12 protein-coding genes are annotated in these 17,988 nt (G+C 60.2%); 5 read left to right on the forward strand and 7 right to left on the reverse strand.

Annotation, left to right across the window (positions count from 1 at the left end):
- Positions 1-78: 78 nt before the first annotated feature.
- Genes mfd through HU765_RS17110 form a run of 3 tightly spaced genes read left to right on the forward strand, consistent with a single transcriptional unit; the run spans position 79 to position 6,822 of the window.
- Positions 79-3,528, forward strand: a complete 3,450-nt coding sequence (gene mfd / locus HU765_RS17100) for a transcription-repair coupling factor (RefSeq protein ID WP_186621853.1) — start codon at positions 79-81, stop codon at positions 3,526-3,528.
- A gap of 10 nt (positions 3,529-3,538) precedes the next feature.
- Complete coding sequence (locus HU765_RS17105; protein WP_186550388.1) at positions 3,539-4,120, forward strand: CsiV family protein; 582 nt, start codon at positions 3,539-3,541, stop codon at positions 4,118-4,120.
- Between the two features lie 11 nt (positions 4,121-4,131).
- The gene (locus tag HU765_RS17110) at positions 4,132-6,822 is read left to right on the forward strand and encodes a DEAD/DEAH box helicase (RefSeq protein ID WP_186621855.1); all 2,691 of its coding nucleotides are present in this window, start codon (positions 4,132-4,134) and stop codon (positions 6,820-6,822) included.
- A 126-nt stretch (positions 6,823-6,948) separates the two neighbouring features.
- Here the strand turns inward: HU765_RS17110 and HU765_RS17115 are convergent, their stop codons facing one another.
- The 4 genes from HU765_RS17115 to HU765_RS17130 form a co-directional block, all read right to left on the reverse strand.
- A complete protein-coding gene (locus tag HU765_RS17115; protein ID WP_186621857.1) occupies positions 6,949-10,242 on the reverse strand; it encodes a DEAD/DEAH box helicase in 3,294 nt (1,097 codons plus the stop codon).
- Positions 10,243-10,251: 9 nt separating this feature from the next.
- A complete protein-coding gene (locus HU765_RS17120; protein WP_186621859.1) occupies positions 10,252-10,989 on the reverse strand; it encodes an S-methyl-5'-thioinosine phosphorylase in 738 nt (245 codons plus the stop codon).
- A 12-nt stretch (positions 10,990-11,001) separates the two neighbouring features.
- Positions 11,002-12,012 (reverse strand): beta-N-acetylhexosaminidase, encoded by a 1,011-nt coding sequence (nagZ, locus tag HU765_RS17125; RefSeq protein ID WP_186621861.1) that lies wholly within the window; start codon positions 12,010-12,012, stop codon positions 11,002-11,004.
- Positions 12,013-12,169: 157 nt separating this feature from the next.
- Positions 12,170-12,877, reverse strand: coding sequence for a TetR/AcrR family transcriptional regulator (locus tag HU765_RS17130; protein WP_186550378.1), 708 nt, complete (start codon positions 12,875-12,877; stop codon positions 12,170-12,172).
- Between the two features lie 231 nt (positions 12,878-13,108).
- On the opposite strand from HU765_RS17130, the gene lexA reads away from it, so the two are divergent.
- Both lexA and sulA read left to right on the forward strand, forming a co-directional pair.
- The gene (lexA, locus tag HU765_RS17135; RefSeq protein WP_186550376.1) at positions 13,109-13,717 is read left to right on the forward strand and encodes a transcriptional repressor LexA; all 609 of its coding nucleotides are present in this window, start codon (positions 13,109-13,111) and stop codon (positions 13,715-13,717) included.
- A 10-nt stretch (positions 13,718-13,727) separates the two neighbouring features.
- A complete protein-coding gene (sulA, locus tag HU765_RS17140) occupies positions 13,728-14,201 on the forward strand; it encodes an SOS-induced cell division inhibitor SulA (protein WP_186550374.1) in 474 nt (157 codons plus the stop codon).
- A gap of 96 nt (positions 14,202-14,297) precedes the next feature.
- On the opposite strand, the gene HU765_RS17145 is transcribed toward sulA, so the two are convergent.
- The 3 genes from HU765_RS17145 to topA form a co-directional block, all read right to left on the reverse strand.
- Complete coding sequence (locus tag HU765_RS17145) at positions 14,298-14,531, reverse strand: hypothetical protein (RefSeq protein WP_186550372.1); 234 nt, start codon at positions 14,529-14,531, stop codon at positions 14,298-14,300.
- A 106-nt stretch (positions 14,532-14,637) separates the two neighbouring features.
- Complete coding sequence (locus HU765_RS17150; protein WP_186621863.1) at positions 14,638-15,162, reverse strand: DUF6586 family protein; 525 nt, start codon at positions 15,160-15,162, stop codon at positions 14,638-14,640.
- 145 nt (positions 15,163-15,307) lie between these two features.
- Positions 15,308-17,941 carry a type I DNA topoisomerase gene (topA, locus tag HU765_RS17155; RefSeq protein WP_186621866.1) on the reverse strand — a complete coding sequence of 878 codons (2,634 nt, stop codon included), beginning with the start codon at positions 17,939-17,941 and terminating at the stop codon, positions 15,308-15,310.
- Positions 17,942-17,988 lie beyond the last annotated feature (47 nt).

Raw genomic sequence — 17,988 nt, forward strand, 5'->3', positions numbered from 1 at the left:
GTAGTCTGCAACTGACAGGTGGCACCGCAGACCGCTACAATTACCGACTTTGTCGCAACGCCTGGAGCTCAACCTTCCGTGCCTGTTCTGCGTCTACCGCTACTCCCTGCCGAGGCAGGTAAACAGCATTGGGGCAATTTGCCCGGTGCTGCCCTCAGCCTGGCGATTGCCGAGGCTGCCAGCGCTGCCAAGCGCTTCACCCTGCTGCTGACCGCCGACAGCCAAAGCGCCGAACGGCTGGAACAGGAGCTGAGTTTCTTCGCCCCGGATTTGCCCGTGCTGCATTTCCCTGATTGGGAAACCCTGCCGTACGATCTGTTCTCGCCGCACCAGGACATCATTTCCCAGCGCATCGCCAGCTTATACAGGCTGCCGGAATTGGCGCATGGCGTGCTGGTGGTGCCGATCACCACGGCCCTGCACCGACTGGCGCCGACCAAATTCCTGCTCGGCAGCAGCCTGGTGCTGGATATCGGCCAGAAGCTCGATGTCGAGCAGATGCGCGCGCGGCTCGAGGCCAGCGGCTATCGCTATGTCGACACAGTTTATGAACACGGCGAATTTACCGTACGTGGCGCGCTGATCGACCTGTTCCCAATGGGCAGCAAACTGCCCTATCGCATCGACCTGTTCGATGACGAAATCGAAACCCTGCGCACCTTCGATCCGGAAACCCAACGCTCCATCGACAAGGTCGAGTCGGTCAAGCTGCTGCCGGCCCGCGAGTTTCCGTTGCAGAAAGACGCAGTCACCCGCTTCAAGGCGCGCTTCCGTGAGCGCTTCGACGTGGACTTCCGCCGTTGCCCGATCTTTCAGGACCTGAGCAGTGGTATCACACCGGCCGGTATCGAGTACTACCTGCCGTTGTTCTTCGACGAGACTTCGACGCTGTTCGACTACCTGCCCCAAGACACTCAAGTGTTCTCGCTGCCGGGTATCGAGCAGGCGGCGGAAAATTTCTGGAACGACGTGCGCAACCGTTATGAAGAACGCCGCGTCGATCCTTCGCGTCCTTTATTGCCCCCGGCCGAACTGTTCCTGCCGGTGGAAGACTGCTTCGCGCGCCTGAAGAACTGGCCACGAGTCGTCGCCAGCCAGCAGGACGTCGAGAGCGGCGTCGGCCGTGAACGCTTCCCGGCGCACGCGCTGCCCGATCTGGCGATCGAAGCCAAGGCCACGCAACCGCTGGCGGCGCTGGCCGGCTTCCTCGAACAATTCCCCGGACGCGTGCTATTCACCGCCGAATCGGCCGGCCGTCGCGAAGTTCTGCTGGAACTGCTCGAACGCCTGAAGCTGCGGCCGAAAACCGTCGACAGCTGGCCGGACTTCGTCGCTGGCAAGGATCGTCTGGCGATCACCATCGCCCCGCTCGACGAAGGTCTGGTGCTCGACGACCCGGCACTGGCACTGGTCGCGGAAAGTCCGCTGTTCGGCCAACGGGTGATGCAACGCCGTCGCCGCGAGAAGCGCAGCGACGTCAGCAACGATGCAGTGATCAAGAACCTCACCGAGCTGCGCGAAGGCGCCCCGGTGGTGCACATTGACCACGGTGTCGGTCGCTATCTGGGCCTGACGATTCTGGAAATCGACAATCAGGCCGCTGAATTCCTCACCCTCGAATACGCCGAGAACGCCAAGCTCTACGTGCCGGTCGCCAACCTGCACCTGATCGCCCGTTACACCGGCAGCGACGACTCGCTGGCGCCGCTGCATCGTCTCGGCTCGGAAACCTGGCAGAAAGCCAAGCGCAAAGCCGCCGAACAGGTGCGCGACGTCGCCGCCGAACTGCTCGACATCTATGCCCGTCGCGCCGCCCGCGAAGGTTACGCGTTCGCCGACCCGAAAGCTGATTACGCCACGTTCAGCGCCGGTTTCCCGTTCGAAGAAACCCCGGACCAGCAAGCGACCATCGAAGCCGTGCGCGAAGACATGCTCGCGCCGAAACCGATGGATCGCCTGGTCTGCGGCGACGTCGGCTTCGGCAAGACCGAAGTGGCCATGCGCGCCGCGTTCATCGCGGTGCACGGCGGTCGTCAGGTGGCGATTCTGGTACCGACCACCCTGCTCGCCCAGCAGCACTACAACAGTTTCCGCGACCGCTTCGCCGACTGGCCGGTGACCGTAGAGGTGATGAGCCGCTTCAAGTCCGCCAAGGAAGTCAACGCGGCGATTGCCGATCTGGCGGAAGGCAAGATTGACATTGTCATCGGCACGCACAAGCTGCTGTCCGACGACGTGAAAATCAAAAACCTCGGCCTGGTGATCATCGACGAAGAACACCGCTTTGGCGTGCGTCAGAAAGAACAGCTCAAGGCGCTGCGCAGCGAAGTCGACATTCTCACCCTGACCGCCACACCGATTCCGCGCACGCTGAACATGGCGGTATCGGGCATGCGCGATCTGTCGATCATCGCCACGCCGCCAGCGCGACGCCTGTCGGTGCGCACCTTCGTCATGGAGCAGAACAAGAGCACGGTCAAAGAGGCCCTGCTGCGCGAGCTGCTGCGTGGCGGCCAGGTCTACTACTTGCACAACGATGTGAAGACCATCGAAAAATGCGCCGCCGATCTCGCCGAACTGGTGCCGGAAGCGCGCATTGGTATTGGCCACGGACAGATGCGCGAGCGCGAACTCGAACAGGTGATGAGCGACTTCTATCACAAGCGTTTCAACGTGCTGATCGCCTCGACCATCATCGAGACCGGCATCGACGTGCCGAGCGCCAACACCATCATCATCGAACGAGCCGACAAGTTCGGTCTGGCACAGCTGCACCAGTTGCGTGGCCGCGTCGGCCGCAGTCACCACCAGGCTTACGCCTACCTGCTGACACCGCCGCGCCAGCAAATCACTTCGGACGCGGAAAAGCGTCTGGAAGCGATCGCCAACACCCAGGACCTCGGCGCCGGCTTCGTGCTGGCGACCAACGACCTGGAAATCCGCGGCGCTGGCGAACTGCTCGGCGACGGTCAGAGCGGGCAGATCCAGGCGGTGGGCTTCACGCTGTACATGGAAATGCTCGAACGCGCGGTGAAGTCGATTCGCAAAGGCGAGCAGCCGAACCTCGATCAGCCGCTTGGCGGTGGTCCGGAAGTCAACCTGCGGGTGCCGGCGTTGATTCCGGAAGACTATCTGCCGGATGTGCATGCGCGCCTGATTCTGTATAAACGCATCGCCTCGGCGACCGACGAAGAAGGTCTGAAAGATCTGCAGGTCGAGATGATCGACCGTTTCGGCCTGCTGCCGGAGCCGACCAAGAACCTGGTGCGGATCACCGCGTTGAAACTGCAGGCGGAAAAGCTCGGCATCAAAAAAGTCGATGGCGGGCCGCAGGGCGGGCGTATCGAGTTCGAAGCGCAGACGCCAGTCGACCCGATGACGCTGATCAAGCTGATCCAGACCCAGCCCAAACGCTACAAATTCGAAGGCGCGACGATGTTTAAATTCCAGGTGCCGATGGAGCGCCCGGAAGAACGTTTTAATACTGTAGAGGCGCTGTTTGAGCGTCTCATCCCGAAATCCGCTTGAAGGACGCCCAATGCGCCTGTTCCGCTCTCTGACTTTGCTGCTCACCTCGCTGTCGATAACAGTGCTGGCACCGATGGCGTTTGCCGATGACACGTATCAGGTCGAAATGATTCTGGTGCGCCAGAATGCCGTGCCGGCCATCGTCAGCCGCGCCGCGCCGGAAGACTGGGCCGCCGGCGCCCAACGCCTGGGCAACGACAGCCTGCGCACGCCTGCGCTGAACGATGTCGTGAGCAAACTCACCGCCAGCGGCGAGTACACCGTGCTGATGCACAAAGCCTGGCAGCAAAGCCTCGGCGAAACGCCGGTGAAAGTCGCAGTCAGTGACGGCCAGGAGCAGTTTGGGCAGTTTCCGATCGAAGGCACGCTGGAGATGAAACTGGGTCGCTTCACCGACGTAACGGCCGACTTCTGGGTCAACCAGATCGACGCCAACGGCCTGGTCACCGCCAGTGAACGGCTGCGCCAGGACAGCCACACCAAAAACGGCCAACTCAACTACCTCGACAACGGCCACCTGGCTTTGCTGATCAAGATCACTTCCCTGACCGCGCCGGCGCCACGGGAAGCACCTGAAGCGATTCCGGACTGATCGAAGTCCTTATGCCCCCGCCCCTCAGCAAACCGTTGGCGTCCTCCTGGGTCAGCCGATTCAAGGAACAGAGCCTGGAGCGTGGCCGTCGCTACGCCCTGGAAAACCGGGTACGCATCGCACAGGTCGGCGATGCGACCATCACGGCCAGTTGCGAAGGCTCCGGTGGCAGCGTTTATCGCCAGACGATTCACTTGCGCGAGTCGGCCAAAGGTACGCTGCTGCTGGTCGACGCCACTTGCACCTGCCCGGTCCGCAGCAACTGCAAGCACTGTGCAGCGGTGCTGCTGAAAGTCCAGGAAACCCTCGATTACCCCGCCGCCGCGAAAGATGCCGAGCTGCTGGAAAAGCTCCAGGCTGTCCTGGAAAACCGCAGCCCGAAAGCGCCGCCGCAGGTGCTGGTGGACAACGTGCAACCGCTGCCACGCCTGTGGCTGGCGAGCGCCGAGTTCAGCGCGTTCGAGCCGCGTAACGGCAAGATGCAGCGCTATATCCAGCACCGCGCGGCACTCTCGTTCAGCTATCTGGACGAGTACGTCAGCGGGCAGAAGAACAGCGATATCCTGATTCGCCAAGAGACCCAGACCCTGCGCGTCAAGCGCCACCCCGACGTCGAACAGTCCTACCGGGAACAGCTGCGCATACTCGGCTTCCGTATCGCCACGCGGCAGAGCAAAGCCTTGCCGGAGAGCGCGGGCGAGCTGTACGAAATGGTCAACGACAGCGCCTGGCTGACCTTCACCCTTAACGACCTGCCAAAGCTGCGCAGCCTGGGCTGGGAATTACAGATCGACGAGGAGTTCGGCTTCGACCTGACTGCCGTCGACGACTGGTACGCCACGGTTGAACAGGTCCCGGAACGCGACTGGTTTGATCTGGAACTGGGCATCATCGTCAATGGCGAACGCCTGAGCCTGCTGCCAATTTTGCTCAACCTGATGCGCTCACACGCCGAGATCCTCAACCCGGAACGCCTGGCGCGCCGCCGCGATGACGAGCTGATTCTGGTCAATATTCCACAACGGACCAGCGAACACGGTCCGCTGCAGGTCGCGCTGCCGCTCGGCCGCCTGAAACCGGTACTGACCACCCTGGGCGAGTTTTACCTGCACGAGCCCGGCGAAACCACCCTGCGCCTGAGCAAGGCCGATGCGACGCGCCTCAATGCGCTGGACGGCATTCCACTGTTGTGGGAGGGCGGCGAACAGATCCGCACACTCGCCCAACGCCTGCGCGACATCCGCGATTTCAGCGCCGAAGCGCCGCAAGGCCTGAACGCGACGTTGCGTCCCTATCAGCTCGAAGGCTTGAGCTGGATGCAGTCGCTACGGCAACTGGAGGTAGGCGGGATTCTCGCGGACGACATGGGTCTGGGTAAAACCCTACAGACCCTGGCGCATATTCTCAGCGAGAAGAACGCCGGACGCCTGGATCGCCCGAGCATGGTGGTGATGCCGACCAGCCTGATCCCCAACTGGCTCGATGAAGCCGCGCACTTCACGCCGCAATTGAGGGTGGTGGCGTTGTACGGGGCCACGCGCAAAAAGCACTTCGACAACCTCGCCGACTTCGACCTGATTCTTACCACCTATGCGCTGCTGCCCAAGGACGTCGAACGCCTGGCGAAACAGCCGCTGCACGTGCTGGTGCTGGACGAAGCGCAGTACATCAAGAACCCCAACAGCAAAGCGGCCCAGGCCGCGCGCGAGCTGAATGCGCGCCAGCGCTTGTGCTTGAGCGGCACCCCACTGGAAAACCACTTGGGCGAGCTGTGGTCGCTGTTTCACTTTTTGCTGCCGGGCTGGCTCGGCGATGTGAAAAGCTTCAATGCCGATTACCGCGTGCCGATCGAAAAGCGCGGCAGTGAAGTCAGACTTCAGCACCTCAACGGTCGGATAAAGCCGTTTCTGCTGCGCCGCACCAAAGAACAGGTCGCCACCGAACTGCCGCCGAAAACCGAAATCATCCATTGGGTCGAACTCAACGAAGCGCAGCGCGATGTCTATGAAACCATGCGTCTGGCCATGGACAAAAAGGTCCGCGACGAGATTACGCGCAAAGGCGTGGCGCGCAGTCAGATCATTATTCTTGAGGCACTGCTGAAGTTGCGTCAGGTCTGTTGCGATCTGCGTCTGGTCAGCGACGCGGCCCTGCCCGCTCGTGCCAGCACCTCGGGCAAGCTCGACAGCTTGATGGAAATGCTTGAAGAGCTGTTCGAGGAAGGCCGGCGGGTTCTGCTGTTTTCGCAGTTCACCTCGATGCTGACATTGATTGAGGATGAGCTGAAAAAACGCAACGTCGCCTATGCGCTACTGACCGGGCAAACCCGCGACAGGCGCACGCCCGTGAAGGAATTCCAGAGCGGCAAGCGTCAGATCTTTCTGATCAGCCTGAAGGCTGGCGGTGTCGGCTTGAACCTGACCGAAGCCGATACGGTGATTCACTACGATCCGTGGTGGAACCCGGCGACCGAGAATCAGGCAACTGATCGGGCGTATCGCATCGGTCAGGAAAAACCCGTATTCGTTTACAAGCTGATTGCCCGCGGCACGGTGGAAGAGAAGATTCAGCACCTGCAGAAGGAGAAATCTGATCTGGCGGCAGGCGTACTGGATGGGCGCAAGGCCGGGGACTGGAAGTTGCAGAGTGATGATATTGAAGCGTTGTTTGCGCCGTTACCGGACAAGATCGATAAACGTTGAGATCGGCGTCGCCGGTTAGATTGTTATCGCGAGCAGGCTCACTCCTACAGGGGAACGCATTTCAAACTGTAGGAGTGAGCCTGCTCGCGAAAGGCATCACCTCGGTCTAACGATTGAAACCGAAGCTCAATCCCTGGAAACGGGCAACGGCGCAAACAGCGCCTCAATATCGCTCTGCTCCAGTTTGAAACCACCCGTCGTGCCACCCTCCAGCACTGCCCCGGCCAGCGCAGCCTTCTCCTGCTGCAGCGCCTGGATTTTTTCCTCCACCGTGCCTTTGGCAATCAACTTGTAAACAAACACCGGATTGTTCTGGCCAATGCGATACGCCCGGTCAGTGGCCTGATTCTCCACTGCAGGATTCCACCAAGGATCAAAGTGGATCACCGTGTCCGCCGCCGTCAGGTTCAAACCCGTTCCGCCGGCCTTGAGGCTGATGAGGAACAACGGCACTTTGCCGCCCTGGAAATCCTTGACCGGCGTGCGTCGGTCCGTGGTATCGCCGGTCAGCAACGAGTAACTTAACCCTCGTTGCTGCAACTCCTGCTCGATCAGCGCCAGCATCGACGTGAACTGGGAGAACAGCAGAATCCTGCGCCCCTCGCCGAGCAATTCCTCGAGCATCTCCATCAAGCTGATCAGCTTGCCGCTACCCGAGCGCAGGGCCTTCGCCGAGAGCGGCATGTTGATAAGGCGCAAGTCGCAACAGACCTGACGCAGCTTTAGCAGCGCATCGAGAATAATGATCTGACTGCGCGCCACGCCACTGCGGGCGATTTCGTCGCGGACCTTTTTGTCCATCGCTACACGCACCGTTTCATACACGTCGCGCTGACCATCGCTGAGTTCGACCCAGTGGATGATCTCGGTTTTCGGCGGCAACTCCGTGGCGACCTGATCTTTCTTGCGCCTCAGCAAAAACGGCTTGATTCGCGCGGTCAGGTGCTGCATGCGCTGCACGTTGCCGTGCTTCTCGATCGGCGTGCGGTAATCGCGATTGAAGGATTTGCTGTCGCCCAGCCAACCCGGCATCAGGAAGTGAAACTGCGACCACAGTTCGCCTAGGTGGTTTTCCAACGGCGTGCCACTCAGGCAAAGGCGCTGACGGGCCTGCAGGTCACGCGCGGCTTGGGCGGCTTTGCTGAGCGGGTTCTTGATGTTCTGCGCTTCGTCGAGAATCAATACGCTCCACGATTGTGGCTGCAAAATCTCAAGATCCCTCGGCAGCAACGCGTAAGTGGTCAGCACCAAGTCGTATTCGGCGAGATTGGCGAAGTCTTTTTGCCGCCCGGTCCCGTGCAGCGCCAATACTTTCAACTGCGGAGTAAAACGCTCGGCCTCGTCGAGCCAGTTGGGAATCAGACTGGTCGGCATGACTGCCAGCGCCGGGGAGTCGAGACGCCCTGCGTGTTTTTCCGTAAGCAGATGCGCCAGGGTCTGCAGGGTTTTGCCCAGGCCCATGTCATCGCCAAGAATGCCACCGACCTCAAGCTCGCGCAGGGTTTGCATCCAGTTCAGGCCTTCGAGCTGATACGGACGCAGTTGCGCGTTAAGGCCAACCGGCGCAGCGACTTGGGTGTGACTGGAATTTTGCAGGCGCTTGGCAAAGTTGCGCAGCCGCTCGCCGCCCTGCCAATCCAGCGGCACGCCGTCGAGCAGACTCAGGCGCGCAGCATCCGGCGCAGTCAAGCGCAGCGCATCGCCGTGATGACCGCCCAGATACAACTCGCCTAACGTGGCCATCAGCGGTTTGACCCGACTCAGCGGCAACGCCACCTTGGCGCCCGCATCGCCGCCGAAACCGCTGGGCTTGAGTTCGATCAGCAGTTTTTCATCATCGCTGCGTTCCGCCAGATTGACCGGGTCGAGCAAGCGCGGCTGGGTGCGCAACAGATGCAAAAGGATCGGCAACAGGCTGTAGCGCTCGCCGTTGACGACGATGCCCAATTGCAGATCAAACCATTGATGCCCGGCCTCCTCCTCGACCTCGGCGTACCACTGCTCAACCGGTTGCACGTTGAAATGAAAACCGGGGCTGATCTCGATCTGCCAATTCGCGGCGCGCAGCGTGGCAAGCCCTTCGTGCATAAATCCGAGCCAGGCGGAATCGTCCGGTAACGTAAACATTTCTCCGGGACGATCCAGCGAACTCTTGCGCGTGGCTTTCTTGAAGCCGTGTTTTTGCAGGCTCTGGCGCAGTTTCTTTTCCACCGCGGGCTGGCGTTGAATACGCTGGGTTTCGGTACCGTCGAGGATCATCACCTCCGGGTTGCGATCCAGCGCCGGATGACCGTTGTAGGTGAACACCAGAGCGGCGCGGTGCTCCAGCACATACTCCCAGCGGGAGTGCTCTCGACCGCTGACAAGGATCAGTTGCGGCTGCGGCAGTACGTCATCAATGATGCGTTCGGTGAGTTTGTGTGGCGGCGGGATTTTTGTCGCCGCGCTCATTCGATGGCTGAACTGCATGGCCTGACGCGCCGGAATGTCCGGTGCGAGGGCCAAATGGCAGGCCAGCTTTTCTTCCAGCTCATTGAACAGAGGGCCAACCTGCCGCTGTTCGCGATCGAGGTAATAAAGCGGCTCCAGCGCCAGCACGGTTTCCTGCGCCGCTTCGGCACTGCTCCACTGCGCGCGGAACCCACCATCAGCCTGTTCGGCCCAGGCGAACTGACCCACGCGTTTCGCGCCCGGCGTCAGCGGTCGAAGGTCTTCGAAATCGAGGAACAGCCGCGAGGTGCGCAGGAGCATTTCCAGCAGTTCGGCGCCACTGCTGCCCTCCAGCGGATAACCGCTGTAATAGGCGTGATGAGAGTGCATGGCAACCAGCAGCCTGGCGACGCGCAAATCCAGCTCGGACAGGTAGCCGGGCTGGCGCATGAGCATTTCCGCCAACGAATACATCGGTTTGGCTTCGCGTAACTCGCCGCTCTTGAGCTGGTAGACCTTGAAAATATCGAGCAGCCATTTGCCGCTCGCAGACGTGGGCTTGAGCTTGTAAAACAGGCGTGTACCTGCGGGTTGCGCGCTTTCTTCGGTGGGTTTGGCCGGGACCGGGATTGTCGAAAGCCAGTGCTCCAATGCCCGACCCAACGGGACCTGCGCGGCACTTTCCGGTACATCAGGGTCACTGCCCTGCAAAGAATAGAGCACCGCCGCGCAATGCTTGCAGTCGATCGCGACGGGGCAGGTGCATATGCAACGCAAATTAACCGATCCCAAACGATCTTCGGACAGGTAAATGATTTGTTCATACGCCTGGCTTTCGGAACCGACGCAGAATGCCTCGATCTTTCTGGCATCGATCTCGATGATCTCTACCCGATCATCGTCGGCATAAGCGCGGGCCTTGGCCAGCGTTTTACTGTTGAATGCCTGGGTCCATGCCAGTCCTTTAAGTCGTTCGATGAAAATGCTCATGGGCGATCCTTAGCCGGCCAGCACCCGCGCCAGTGTCGACTTGACCTTGCCCATGCCATCGTGCAGCGCCTGCTCGATTTCGGCCATGGTGATGACGTCGGTGGTCTTGCCCGCTGCAGGGTTCACCACCAGCGCCAGACAGGCGTAATCCAGGTCCAGCTCACGAGCCAGTGCCGCTTCCGGCATGCCGGTCATGCCGACGATGTCGCAGCCGTCACGTTCCAGCCGGACGATCTCGGCGACCGTTTCCAGCCGCGGGCCCTGCGTGCAGGCGTATACGCCCTGATCGCTGTATTCGCAGCCTTCGGCGGCGACGGCGGCAATCAATTGCTGACGCAACGGCTCGCTGTAGGGAAAGCTGAAATCGATGTGAGTGACGTGCTCCAGATCATCGGCGAAATAGGTGTGCTCGCGCCCGCTGGTGTAATCGAGGATCTGATGCGGCACGCAAAAATGCCCGGTGCCCATGGCCGGGTGAATCCCGCCGACCGCATTCACCGCGATGATTGCTTGCGCGCCCGCCTGCTTCAACGCCCACAGGTTGGCGCGGTAGTTGACCTTGTGCGGAGGAAAGCGGTGCGGATGACCGTGACGGGCGAGGAACAACACTTCCTTGCCGGCGTATTCGCCAATCTGCACCTCGGCCGAAGGCGCGCCGTAAGGGGTATCGACTGCCAGCGACTGGCGAATGCTCAAGCCTTCGAGCTGAGTCAGGCCGGTGCCACCGATGATTGCGTAAACGGTCATAACGGAAAATCCTTAATCGATCAGTTGAGCGTCTTTGAGCGCGCCGAGGGCGGTGAGCCAACGCGGGTCCTGACGATAATCGGTGCTGGCGAAGGCCTGGCCGCGCATCTTGGCGATGCGTGCGGACGGCTTGACCTTCATGCGTTGCGCAGCACTCAGCGCCAACTCGGCTGCGGCGCGGTCGTTGCACACCAGGCCCATGTCGCAACCGGCCGTGAGCGCGGCTTCGATGCGGCTGGCGGCGTCGCCAACCACATGGGCGCCAGCCATCGACAGGTCGTCACTGAAGATCACGCCGTCAAATTGTAATTCGCCGCGCAGAATGCCCTGCAGCCAGCGCCGGGAGAAACCGGCAGGCTGTGAGTCGACTTGCGGATAGATAACGTGGGCCGGCATGACCGCGGCCAGTTGCTTGCTCAAACGGGCGAAGGGCACGAGGTCGTTGGCGCGGATCTCGTCGAGGCTGCGCTCGTCGTTCGGGATGGCGACGTGAGAGTCTGCTTCCGCCCAGCCGTGGCCGGGAAAGTGCTTGCCAGTGGCGGCCATGCCCGCGCTGTTCATGCCACGAATGAAAGCCCCGGCGAGCAACGCAGCGCGCTGCGGATCACCTTCAAAAGAACGGGTACCGACAACAGCGCTGCGCTGGTAATCCAGATCCAGCACCGGGGCAAAACTGAGGTCGAGGCCGACGGCCAGGACTTCCGTCGCCATGATCCAGCCACATTGCTCGGCGAGGTATTCGGCATTGTGATTGTCAGCAATCGCGCGCATGGCCGGCAGACGCACAAAGCCCTGACGCAGGCGCTGCACGCGGCCGCCCTCTTGATCCACCGCCAGCAGCAGATCCGGGCGAATCGCGCGAATGGCGGCGCTCAGCTCGCGCACCTGGCGTGGATGTTCGATGTTGCGGGCAAAAATGATCAGACCGCCCACTTCGGGCTGACGCAACAATTGGCGATCTTCGGCCGTCAGCCAGGTACCGGCGACGTCCACCATCAACGAGCCTTGCAGGCCAGCAGTCATAAAAATTCCTTGAAAACGAAAAACCCGATCGGCACACGTCCGCTACCACGGGCGGCGCCCGGTCGGTCAGCAGAATCCATGCGGATCGGGTTCAGAACGAGAGTCGGCATGGGCGGTAGCTTAGCGGATACCAACTGCCGCGCCCACCCGTGCGCGGTTAAACCTTGGCGGCTACCGGGGCTGACTTGGTGCGCGGGCGCAATTGGGCGGTGGCCATGGCCGTGTCGGTGACGCCGGTCTCGGCGCGCATGCCGGCGGCGAGAAACGGCACCATCAGGCGCATGACTTGTTCTATGGACGTGTTGACACCGAAATCGGTCTCGGCAATCGCGCGCAACGCTTTGATCCCGGACATGCTGAACGCGGCGGCACCGAGCATGAAGTGCACACGCCAGAACAGTTCGATGGGCGGAATGCGTGGCGCCGCTTCGTTGACCAGCAGCATGTAGCGGCGGAACACCTTGCCGTACATGTCCTCCAGGTAACGCCGCAGGTGACCCTGGCTCTGGCTGAACGCGAGGCCAAGCAAGCGCATGAAGATCGACAGGTCGTTCCCACTGCGCGGCTGTACGACGAGCGCTTGCTCGACGAGGATTTCCAGCAGCTCTTCAAGGGTCGGCTTGTTGTCCGGCTTGGCCTGGCGCCGCTCCAGCTCTTTATCGAGACTGACGCAAAACGGTCCGAGGAAACGCGAAAACACCGCTTGAATCAGCGCCTTTTTCGACCCGAAGTGATAGTTCACTGCTGCCAGGTTGACGCCAGCCTTGCTGGTAATCAAACGCAATGAGGTTTCAGCGAAACCTTTCTCCGCGAACAACTGCTCGGCAGCATCAAGAATGCGTTCAACGGTTTCCGACTGGGCCATGGCTACTCCGCGCCTGACAAACACTTGTTTGAAACATACGTTTCAGCCTGTGCCTTGTCAAGCCTGGCGGTTCGTTTTGGGAATGGTCGGTCAGCTATTTAACCACACAAGGCTGGCGCATTAATAAACGTGTCTGTCGACCGTCCGGCGGCATGCGCAAAAACGGCCATTGCCAAGACCGCTTCACTGTATATAATCCCAGTCACTGTATAAAAAGACAGAGCGATCAATATGCTAAAGCTGACGCCACGCCAAGCCGAGATTCTGGCCTTTATCAAACGATGCCTTGAAGACAACGGCTATCCGCCTACCCGCGCAGAAATCGCTCAGGAACTGGGCTTCAAGTCACCCAATGCCGCCGAAGAGCATCTCAAGGCCCTGGCTCGCAAGGGCGCCATCGAGATGACGCCTGGTGCCTCCCGCGGCATTCGAATTCCCGGCTTTGAAGCCAAGCCCGATGAGTCCACCCTGCCGATCATTGGCCGGGTAGCAGCCGGTGCGCCGATCCTCGCCCAGCAGCACATCGAAGAGTCCTGCAACATTAATCCAGCGTTCTTCCATCCTCGCGCCGACTATCTGTTGCGCGTCCATGGCATGAGCATGAAGGACATCGGCATTTTCGACGGCGACCTGCTGGCGGTTCACACCACTCGCGAAGCGCGCAACGGCCAGGTCGTGGTTGCCCGCATCGGTGACGAAGTGACGGTAAAACGTTTCAAGCGTGAAGGCAGCAAAGTCTGGCTGATTGCCGAAAACCCTGAGTTCGCCCCTATCGAAGTTGATCTGAAAGATCAGGAACTGGTGATCGAAGGCTTGAGTGTCGGCGTCATCCGCCGCTAAAGGAGGCTTTATGCAGTTCCCACACATACCTCAGCAAACACAACTGCCTTTATTCGAAGCGTTTCTGGCACAACCCATGGCGCCGATCCTGAAAGACGTGGTCGCGCGCGAATGGCATGCCGAACCCGAAGTATTCAGTGAGCTGTCACTGCGCGGTGCGGCAGGGAATTGCCTGAACCTGCTTGCCCCGATCCTTCGCGAACTGAGCGAAGACCAGGACGCCCGCTGGCTGACACTGATTGCGCCACCGGCCAGCCTGACTCAAACCTGGCTGCGGGATGCCGGCCTGAACCGCGAACGCATTCTGCTGTTGCAGCCCCGGGGCACTCAAAGCGCCCAGCAATTGGCGTGCGAAGCATTGCGCCTGGGTCGCAGCCACACGGTGGTCACTTGGCTCAACCCGCTGAACAGCAGCTCACGGCAACAGTTGATCAGCGCCGCGCGCACGGGCGATGCTCAGAGCCTGAACATTCGATTGGGTTGATTGGCGAATAACGAGCGCTGTGTGAAGCGCAGGGCTTCTCAAGGGACAGAGAAGCCGATCTGTAGCAGTTACGGCTAAAGAAAAAACGAGCGCAGATCAGTGAAGAACCCGCGTTCCCTCTTCCTTGTCGAACTCGCCTTCGACCATACGACCCGCCATCTGCACGCCGACGCTCAACATCGCTTTAGCGATTTCCACATGCTGGCCTTGCAGGAACGCCTTGGCATCCTCGGAGAAATCCAGCGTCACCAGAGAACCTTCGTCCTCAGCCCTGCGCAGTTCGATTCGGCCGTCTGGTAACTCGACAATTTCTAGAAAGGACGTTGGCATATAAGTCTGTTCTCCACGAAAGGCAGCGATTATATAGACATCATTCGGGCTTCGCTTGGGATCTTGACCAGCAGCATGTTTCAGATTGCCACCGCGTCAATCACTGTCAGCACTCGTTCAAGCCTTCACGAAAACGGATGGCCAGACTCTTGAGGTTCTGCCTCCAGCTCTCCAGCTCCTCACGACTCAGCTCCGCTGGCGTCTGCTCTTCATCCAGATTAACAGCTTGAATCAACGGCTGCGTCACGTCGCCCTTGGGCTTGTGCGGTACGCGCGGTGGCTGGAACAGCGCTGAATGCGCCGCCAGCAATTTCGCCAGCCAGGTTTCCGGGTTCCCCGCCAGCTCGACCATTTCTGCCAGTTCGGGAATCGCCATCGACTCCAGTATTTCAGGCGTCAGCAACAGCTCAGCCCGCGCTGCATTCGCCTGAGGCAAACGATAGAAGCCGGCGATTTCATGACATAGCCCCAACAGCGCGCCATAAAGATGAAACAACGCTGACTCACGCCCAGCCTGAATCAACGCCAGAGCATTCATCGCCCGCCCCTCTTCAGCGCGAGCCAGGGCTTCCAGCGACAGACCGGCGAAATAGATCTTCTGATTGGTACGGGTATAGAGTTCGTGGGCCATGAGGGCAGTCTCCACAACGAAATATTTGCTTCACACAGGCCGGACAGTGTCGTGGATCAGCCGATCCCACCGCAAGCACAAAACAAAAAGGCCGCCTGAAAACCGGGAGGTTCTCATGCGGCCTTTTCAGTAGGCAGACTAAGGTTTACTCAGCCTTCGCCTTGGCACTGCGCTTGTCTTCGACCGTCCACTTGCCACCGTCGTAGTACGCCTTCCAGCCCGTAGGCTTGCCATCGACTTCGGTCTGCACGTATTGCTCCTTGGTCTTGCGGCTGTAGCGAATGACCGCCGGCAGACCGTCAGGATCTTTCTGTGGTGCCTCGCACAGGAAGTGATACTTCGGATCGATCTCATCTTTGTGCGGCAGGATCTCGATCACCAGCGGAGCGCGAGTCTCGCGGTTTTTCGGGAACTGGCTGGCCGCCAGGAACAGACCGGACGCACCGTCACGCAGGATGTAGGTGTCGTTGACCTTTTCGCATTTCAGCTCAGGCATCTTCACCGGATCCATCTTGGGCGGTGCCGCGTCGCCGCTCTTGAGCAGCTTGCGGGTGTTCTTGCACGTCGGGTTGGTGCAACCGAAGAACTTGCCAAAACGGCCGGTCTTGAGCTGCATCTCACTGCCACACTTGTCGCATTCCAGGCTCGGGCCTTCATAGCCCTTGATGCGATAGCTGCCTTCTTCAATCTCATAACCGGCGCAATCCGGGTTGTTACCGCAGATGTGCAGCTTGCGCTTCTCATCCAGCAGATAAGCGTCCATTGCCGTGCTGCAGATCGGGCAGCGATGCTTGCCACGCAATACCAGAGATTCCGATTCACCTTCATCGTCCGCAGCGATTTCGTCGCCCGGCACCAGGTTGACGGTGGCCTTGCAACGCTCTTTCGGCGGCAGGCTGTAACCCGAGCAGCCGAGGAACACGCCGGTGGAAGCCGTACGAATCTGCATCGGACGACCACACGTTGTGCACGGGATATCGGTCATCACCGGCTGGTTGGCACGCATGCCATTGTCCGGATTTTCCGCCACTTCGAGTTTCTTTTTGAAGTCGCCGTAGAACTCGTCCAGTACGCTTTTCCAGTCGCGCTCGCCCTGCGCCACGTCATCGAGATTCTCTTCCATGCCGGCGGTGAAGCCGTAGTCCATCAGGTTCGAGAAGCTCTCGGACAAACGCTCGGTGACGATGTCACCCATCTTTTCCGAATAGAAACGACGGTTATGCAAGGTCACGTAACCGCGGTCCTGAATGGTCGAGATGATCGCTGCGTACGTCGAAGGACGGCCAATGCCGCGCTTTTCCATTTCCTTCACCAGGCTGGCTTCCGAGTAACGGGCCGGCGGCTTGGTAAAGTGCTGGGAGGGATCAAGCTTGATCAGCTTCATCACTTCGCCCTGCGCCATGTCCGGCAGAACGTCGTCATCGCCCGGCTTGGCAATCTGCGGCATAACGCGAGTGTAACCGTCGAACTTGAGGATACGGCCCTTGGCGCGCAGCTCGAAGTCGCCAGCGCCGACGCTGACTGTGGTCGACAGGTACTGCGCCGGCAACATCTGGCAAGCGAGGAACTGACGCCAGATCAGCTCGTAGAGGCGCTCAGCGTCACGTTCCATGCCCGCAAGCTTGCTCGGCGTGGTGTTGGCGTCGGACGGGCGAATCGCTTCGTGAGCCTCTTGTGCGCCTTCTTTGCTGCTATAGACGTTCGGCGTCTCTGGCAGGTACTTCTTGCCGAACTCGTCCTCGATGTAGGTACGCGCCATCGCCACGGCGTCAGCCGAGAGGTTGGTCGAGTCGGTACGCATATAGGTGATGTAGCCAGCTTCATACAGACGCTGGGCCATCATCATGGTTTTCTTCACGCCGAAGCCCAAGCGGTTGCTCGCAGCTTGCTGCAGGGTCGAGGTGATGAACGGCGCCGACGGCTTGCTGCTGGTCGGTTTGTCTTCGCGCTTGACGATGCTGTAGCTGGAGGCCTTGAGCTTCTCCAGTGCGGCCATGGCCTGGGCTTCGTTCAGCGGCTTGAAGGCTTCGCCTTTCTCGCGTGCCACCTCGAAACGCACAGTCGAGCCTTTGGCGGTGCCCAGATCGGCATGCACTTCCCAGTATTCTTCCGGATTGAAGGCACGAATCTCGCGCTCGCGTTCGACCACCAGCTTCACGGCAACCGATTGCACGCGACCAGCAGACAGACCGCGGGCGATCTTGGCCCAGAGCAGCGGCGAAACCATGTAGCCGACCACGCGATCGAGGAAGCGCCGCGCCTGCTGAGCGTTGACACGATCGATGTCCAGCTCGCCCGGCTCGGAGAATGCTTCCTGAATCGCCTTCTTGGTGATTTCGTTGAACACCACGCGCTTGTAGCGGCTGTCATCACCACCGATGGCTTCGCGCAGGTGCCAGGCAATGGCTTCCCCCTCGCGATCCAAGTCGGTTGCGAGATAGATGGTGTCAGCATCCTTGGCGAGCCGGCGCAGCTCCTCGATGACCTTTTCCTTGCCAGGAAGGATCTCGTACTGGGCTTTCCAGCCGTGCTCGGGATCGACGCCCATACGCGAGACCAGCTGCTTGCGCGCTTTCTCTTTCGGCGAGAGCACCGGACCTTCGCCTGCAGCAGCCTTGCCGCGCTTGGCAGCAGGCTCTTTGCTGGCGCTAGCCGAACCGCTGGTGGGCAGGTCTCGGATATGGCCGATACTCGACTTCACCACGTATTGGTTACCCAGATACTTGTTGATGGTCTTGGCCTTAGCCGGGGATTCCACAATGACCAGCGATTTGCCCATGGATCAGAAAATTCCTGAATTCTAGAAGTGAAAGGCGGTTGGCGCCT

The organism is Pseudomonas sp. SWRI81 (assembly GCF_014268545.1).
GTDB classification, from domain to species: domain Bacteria; phylum Pseudomonadota; class Gammaproteobacteria; order Pseudomonadales; family Pseudomonadaceae; genus Aquipseudomonas; species Aquipseudomonas hamedanensis.

What these genes read in the sequence shown, in the direction of transcription:
- HU765_RS17105 (WP_186550388.1), top strand. Translation starts at nt 3,539, where the DNA reads ATGCGCCTGTTCCGCTCTCTGACTTTGCTGCTCACCTCGCTGTCGATA.
- HU765_RS17110 (WP_186621855.1), top strand. Translation starts at nt 4,132, where the DNA reads ATGCCCCCGCCCCTCAGCAAACCGTTGGCGTCCTCCTGGGTCAGCCGA.
- HU765_RS17115 (WP_186621857.1), bottom strand. Translation starts at nt 10,242, where the DNA reads ATGAGCATTTTCATCGAACGACTTAAAGGACTGGCATGGACCCAGGCA.
- HU765_RS17120 (WP_186621859.1), bottom strand. Translation starts at nt 10,989, where the DNA reads ATGACCGTTTACGCAATCATCGGTGGCACCGGCCTGACTCAGCTCGAA.
- nagZ (WP_186621861.1), bottom strand. Translation starts at nt 12,012, where the DNA reads ATGACTGCTGGCCTGCAAGGCTCGTTGATGGTGGACGTCGCCGGTACC.
- HU765_RS17130 (WP_186550378.1), bottom strand. Translation starts at nt 12,877, where the DNA reads ATGGCCCAGTCGGAAACCGTTGAACGCATTCTTGATGCTGCCGAGCAG.
- lexA (WP_186550376.1), top strand. Translation starts at nt 13,109, where the DNA reads ATGCTAAAGCTGACGCCACGCCAAGCCGAGATTCTGGCCTTTATCAAA.
- sulA (WP_186550374.1), top strand. Translation starts at nt 13,728, where the DNA reads ATGCAGTTCCCACACATACCTCAGCAAACACAACTGCCTTTATTCGAA.
- HU765_RS17145 (WP_186550372.1), bottom strand. Translation starts at nt 14,531, where the DNA reads ATGCCAACGTCCTTTCTAGAAATTGTCGAGTTACCAGACGGCCGAATC.
- HU765_RS17150 (WP_186621863.1), bottom strand. Translation starts at nt 15,162, where the DNA reads ATGGCCCACGAACTCTATACCCGTACCAATCAGAAGATCTATTTCGCC.
- topA (WP_186621866.1), bottom strand. Translation starts at nt 17,941, where the DNA reads ATGGGCAAATCGCTGGTCATTGTGGAATCCCCGGCTAAGGCCAAGACC.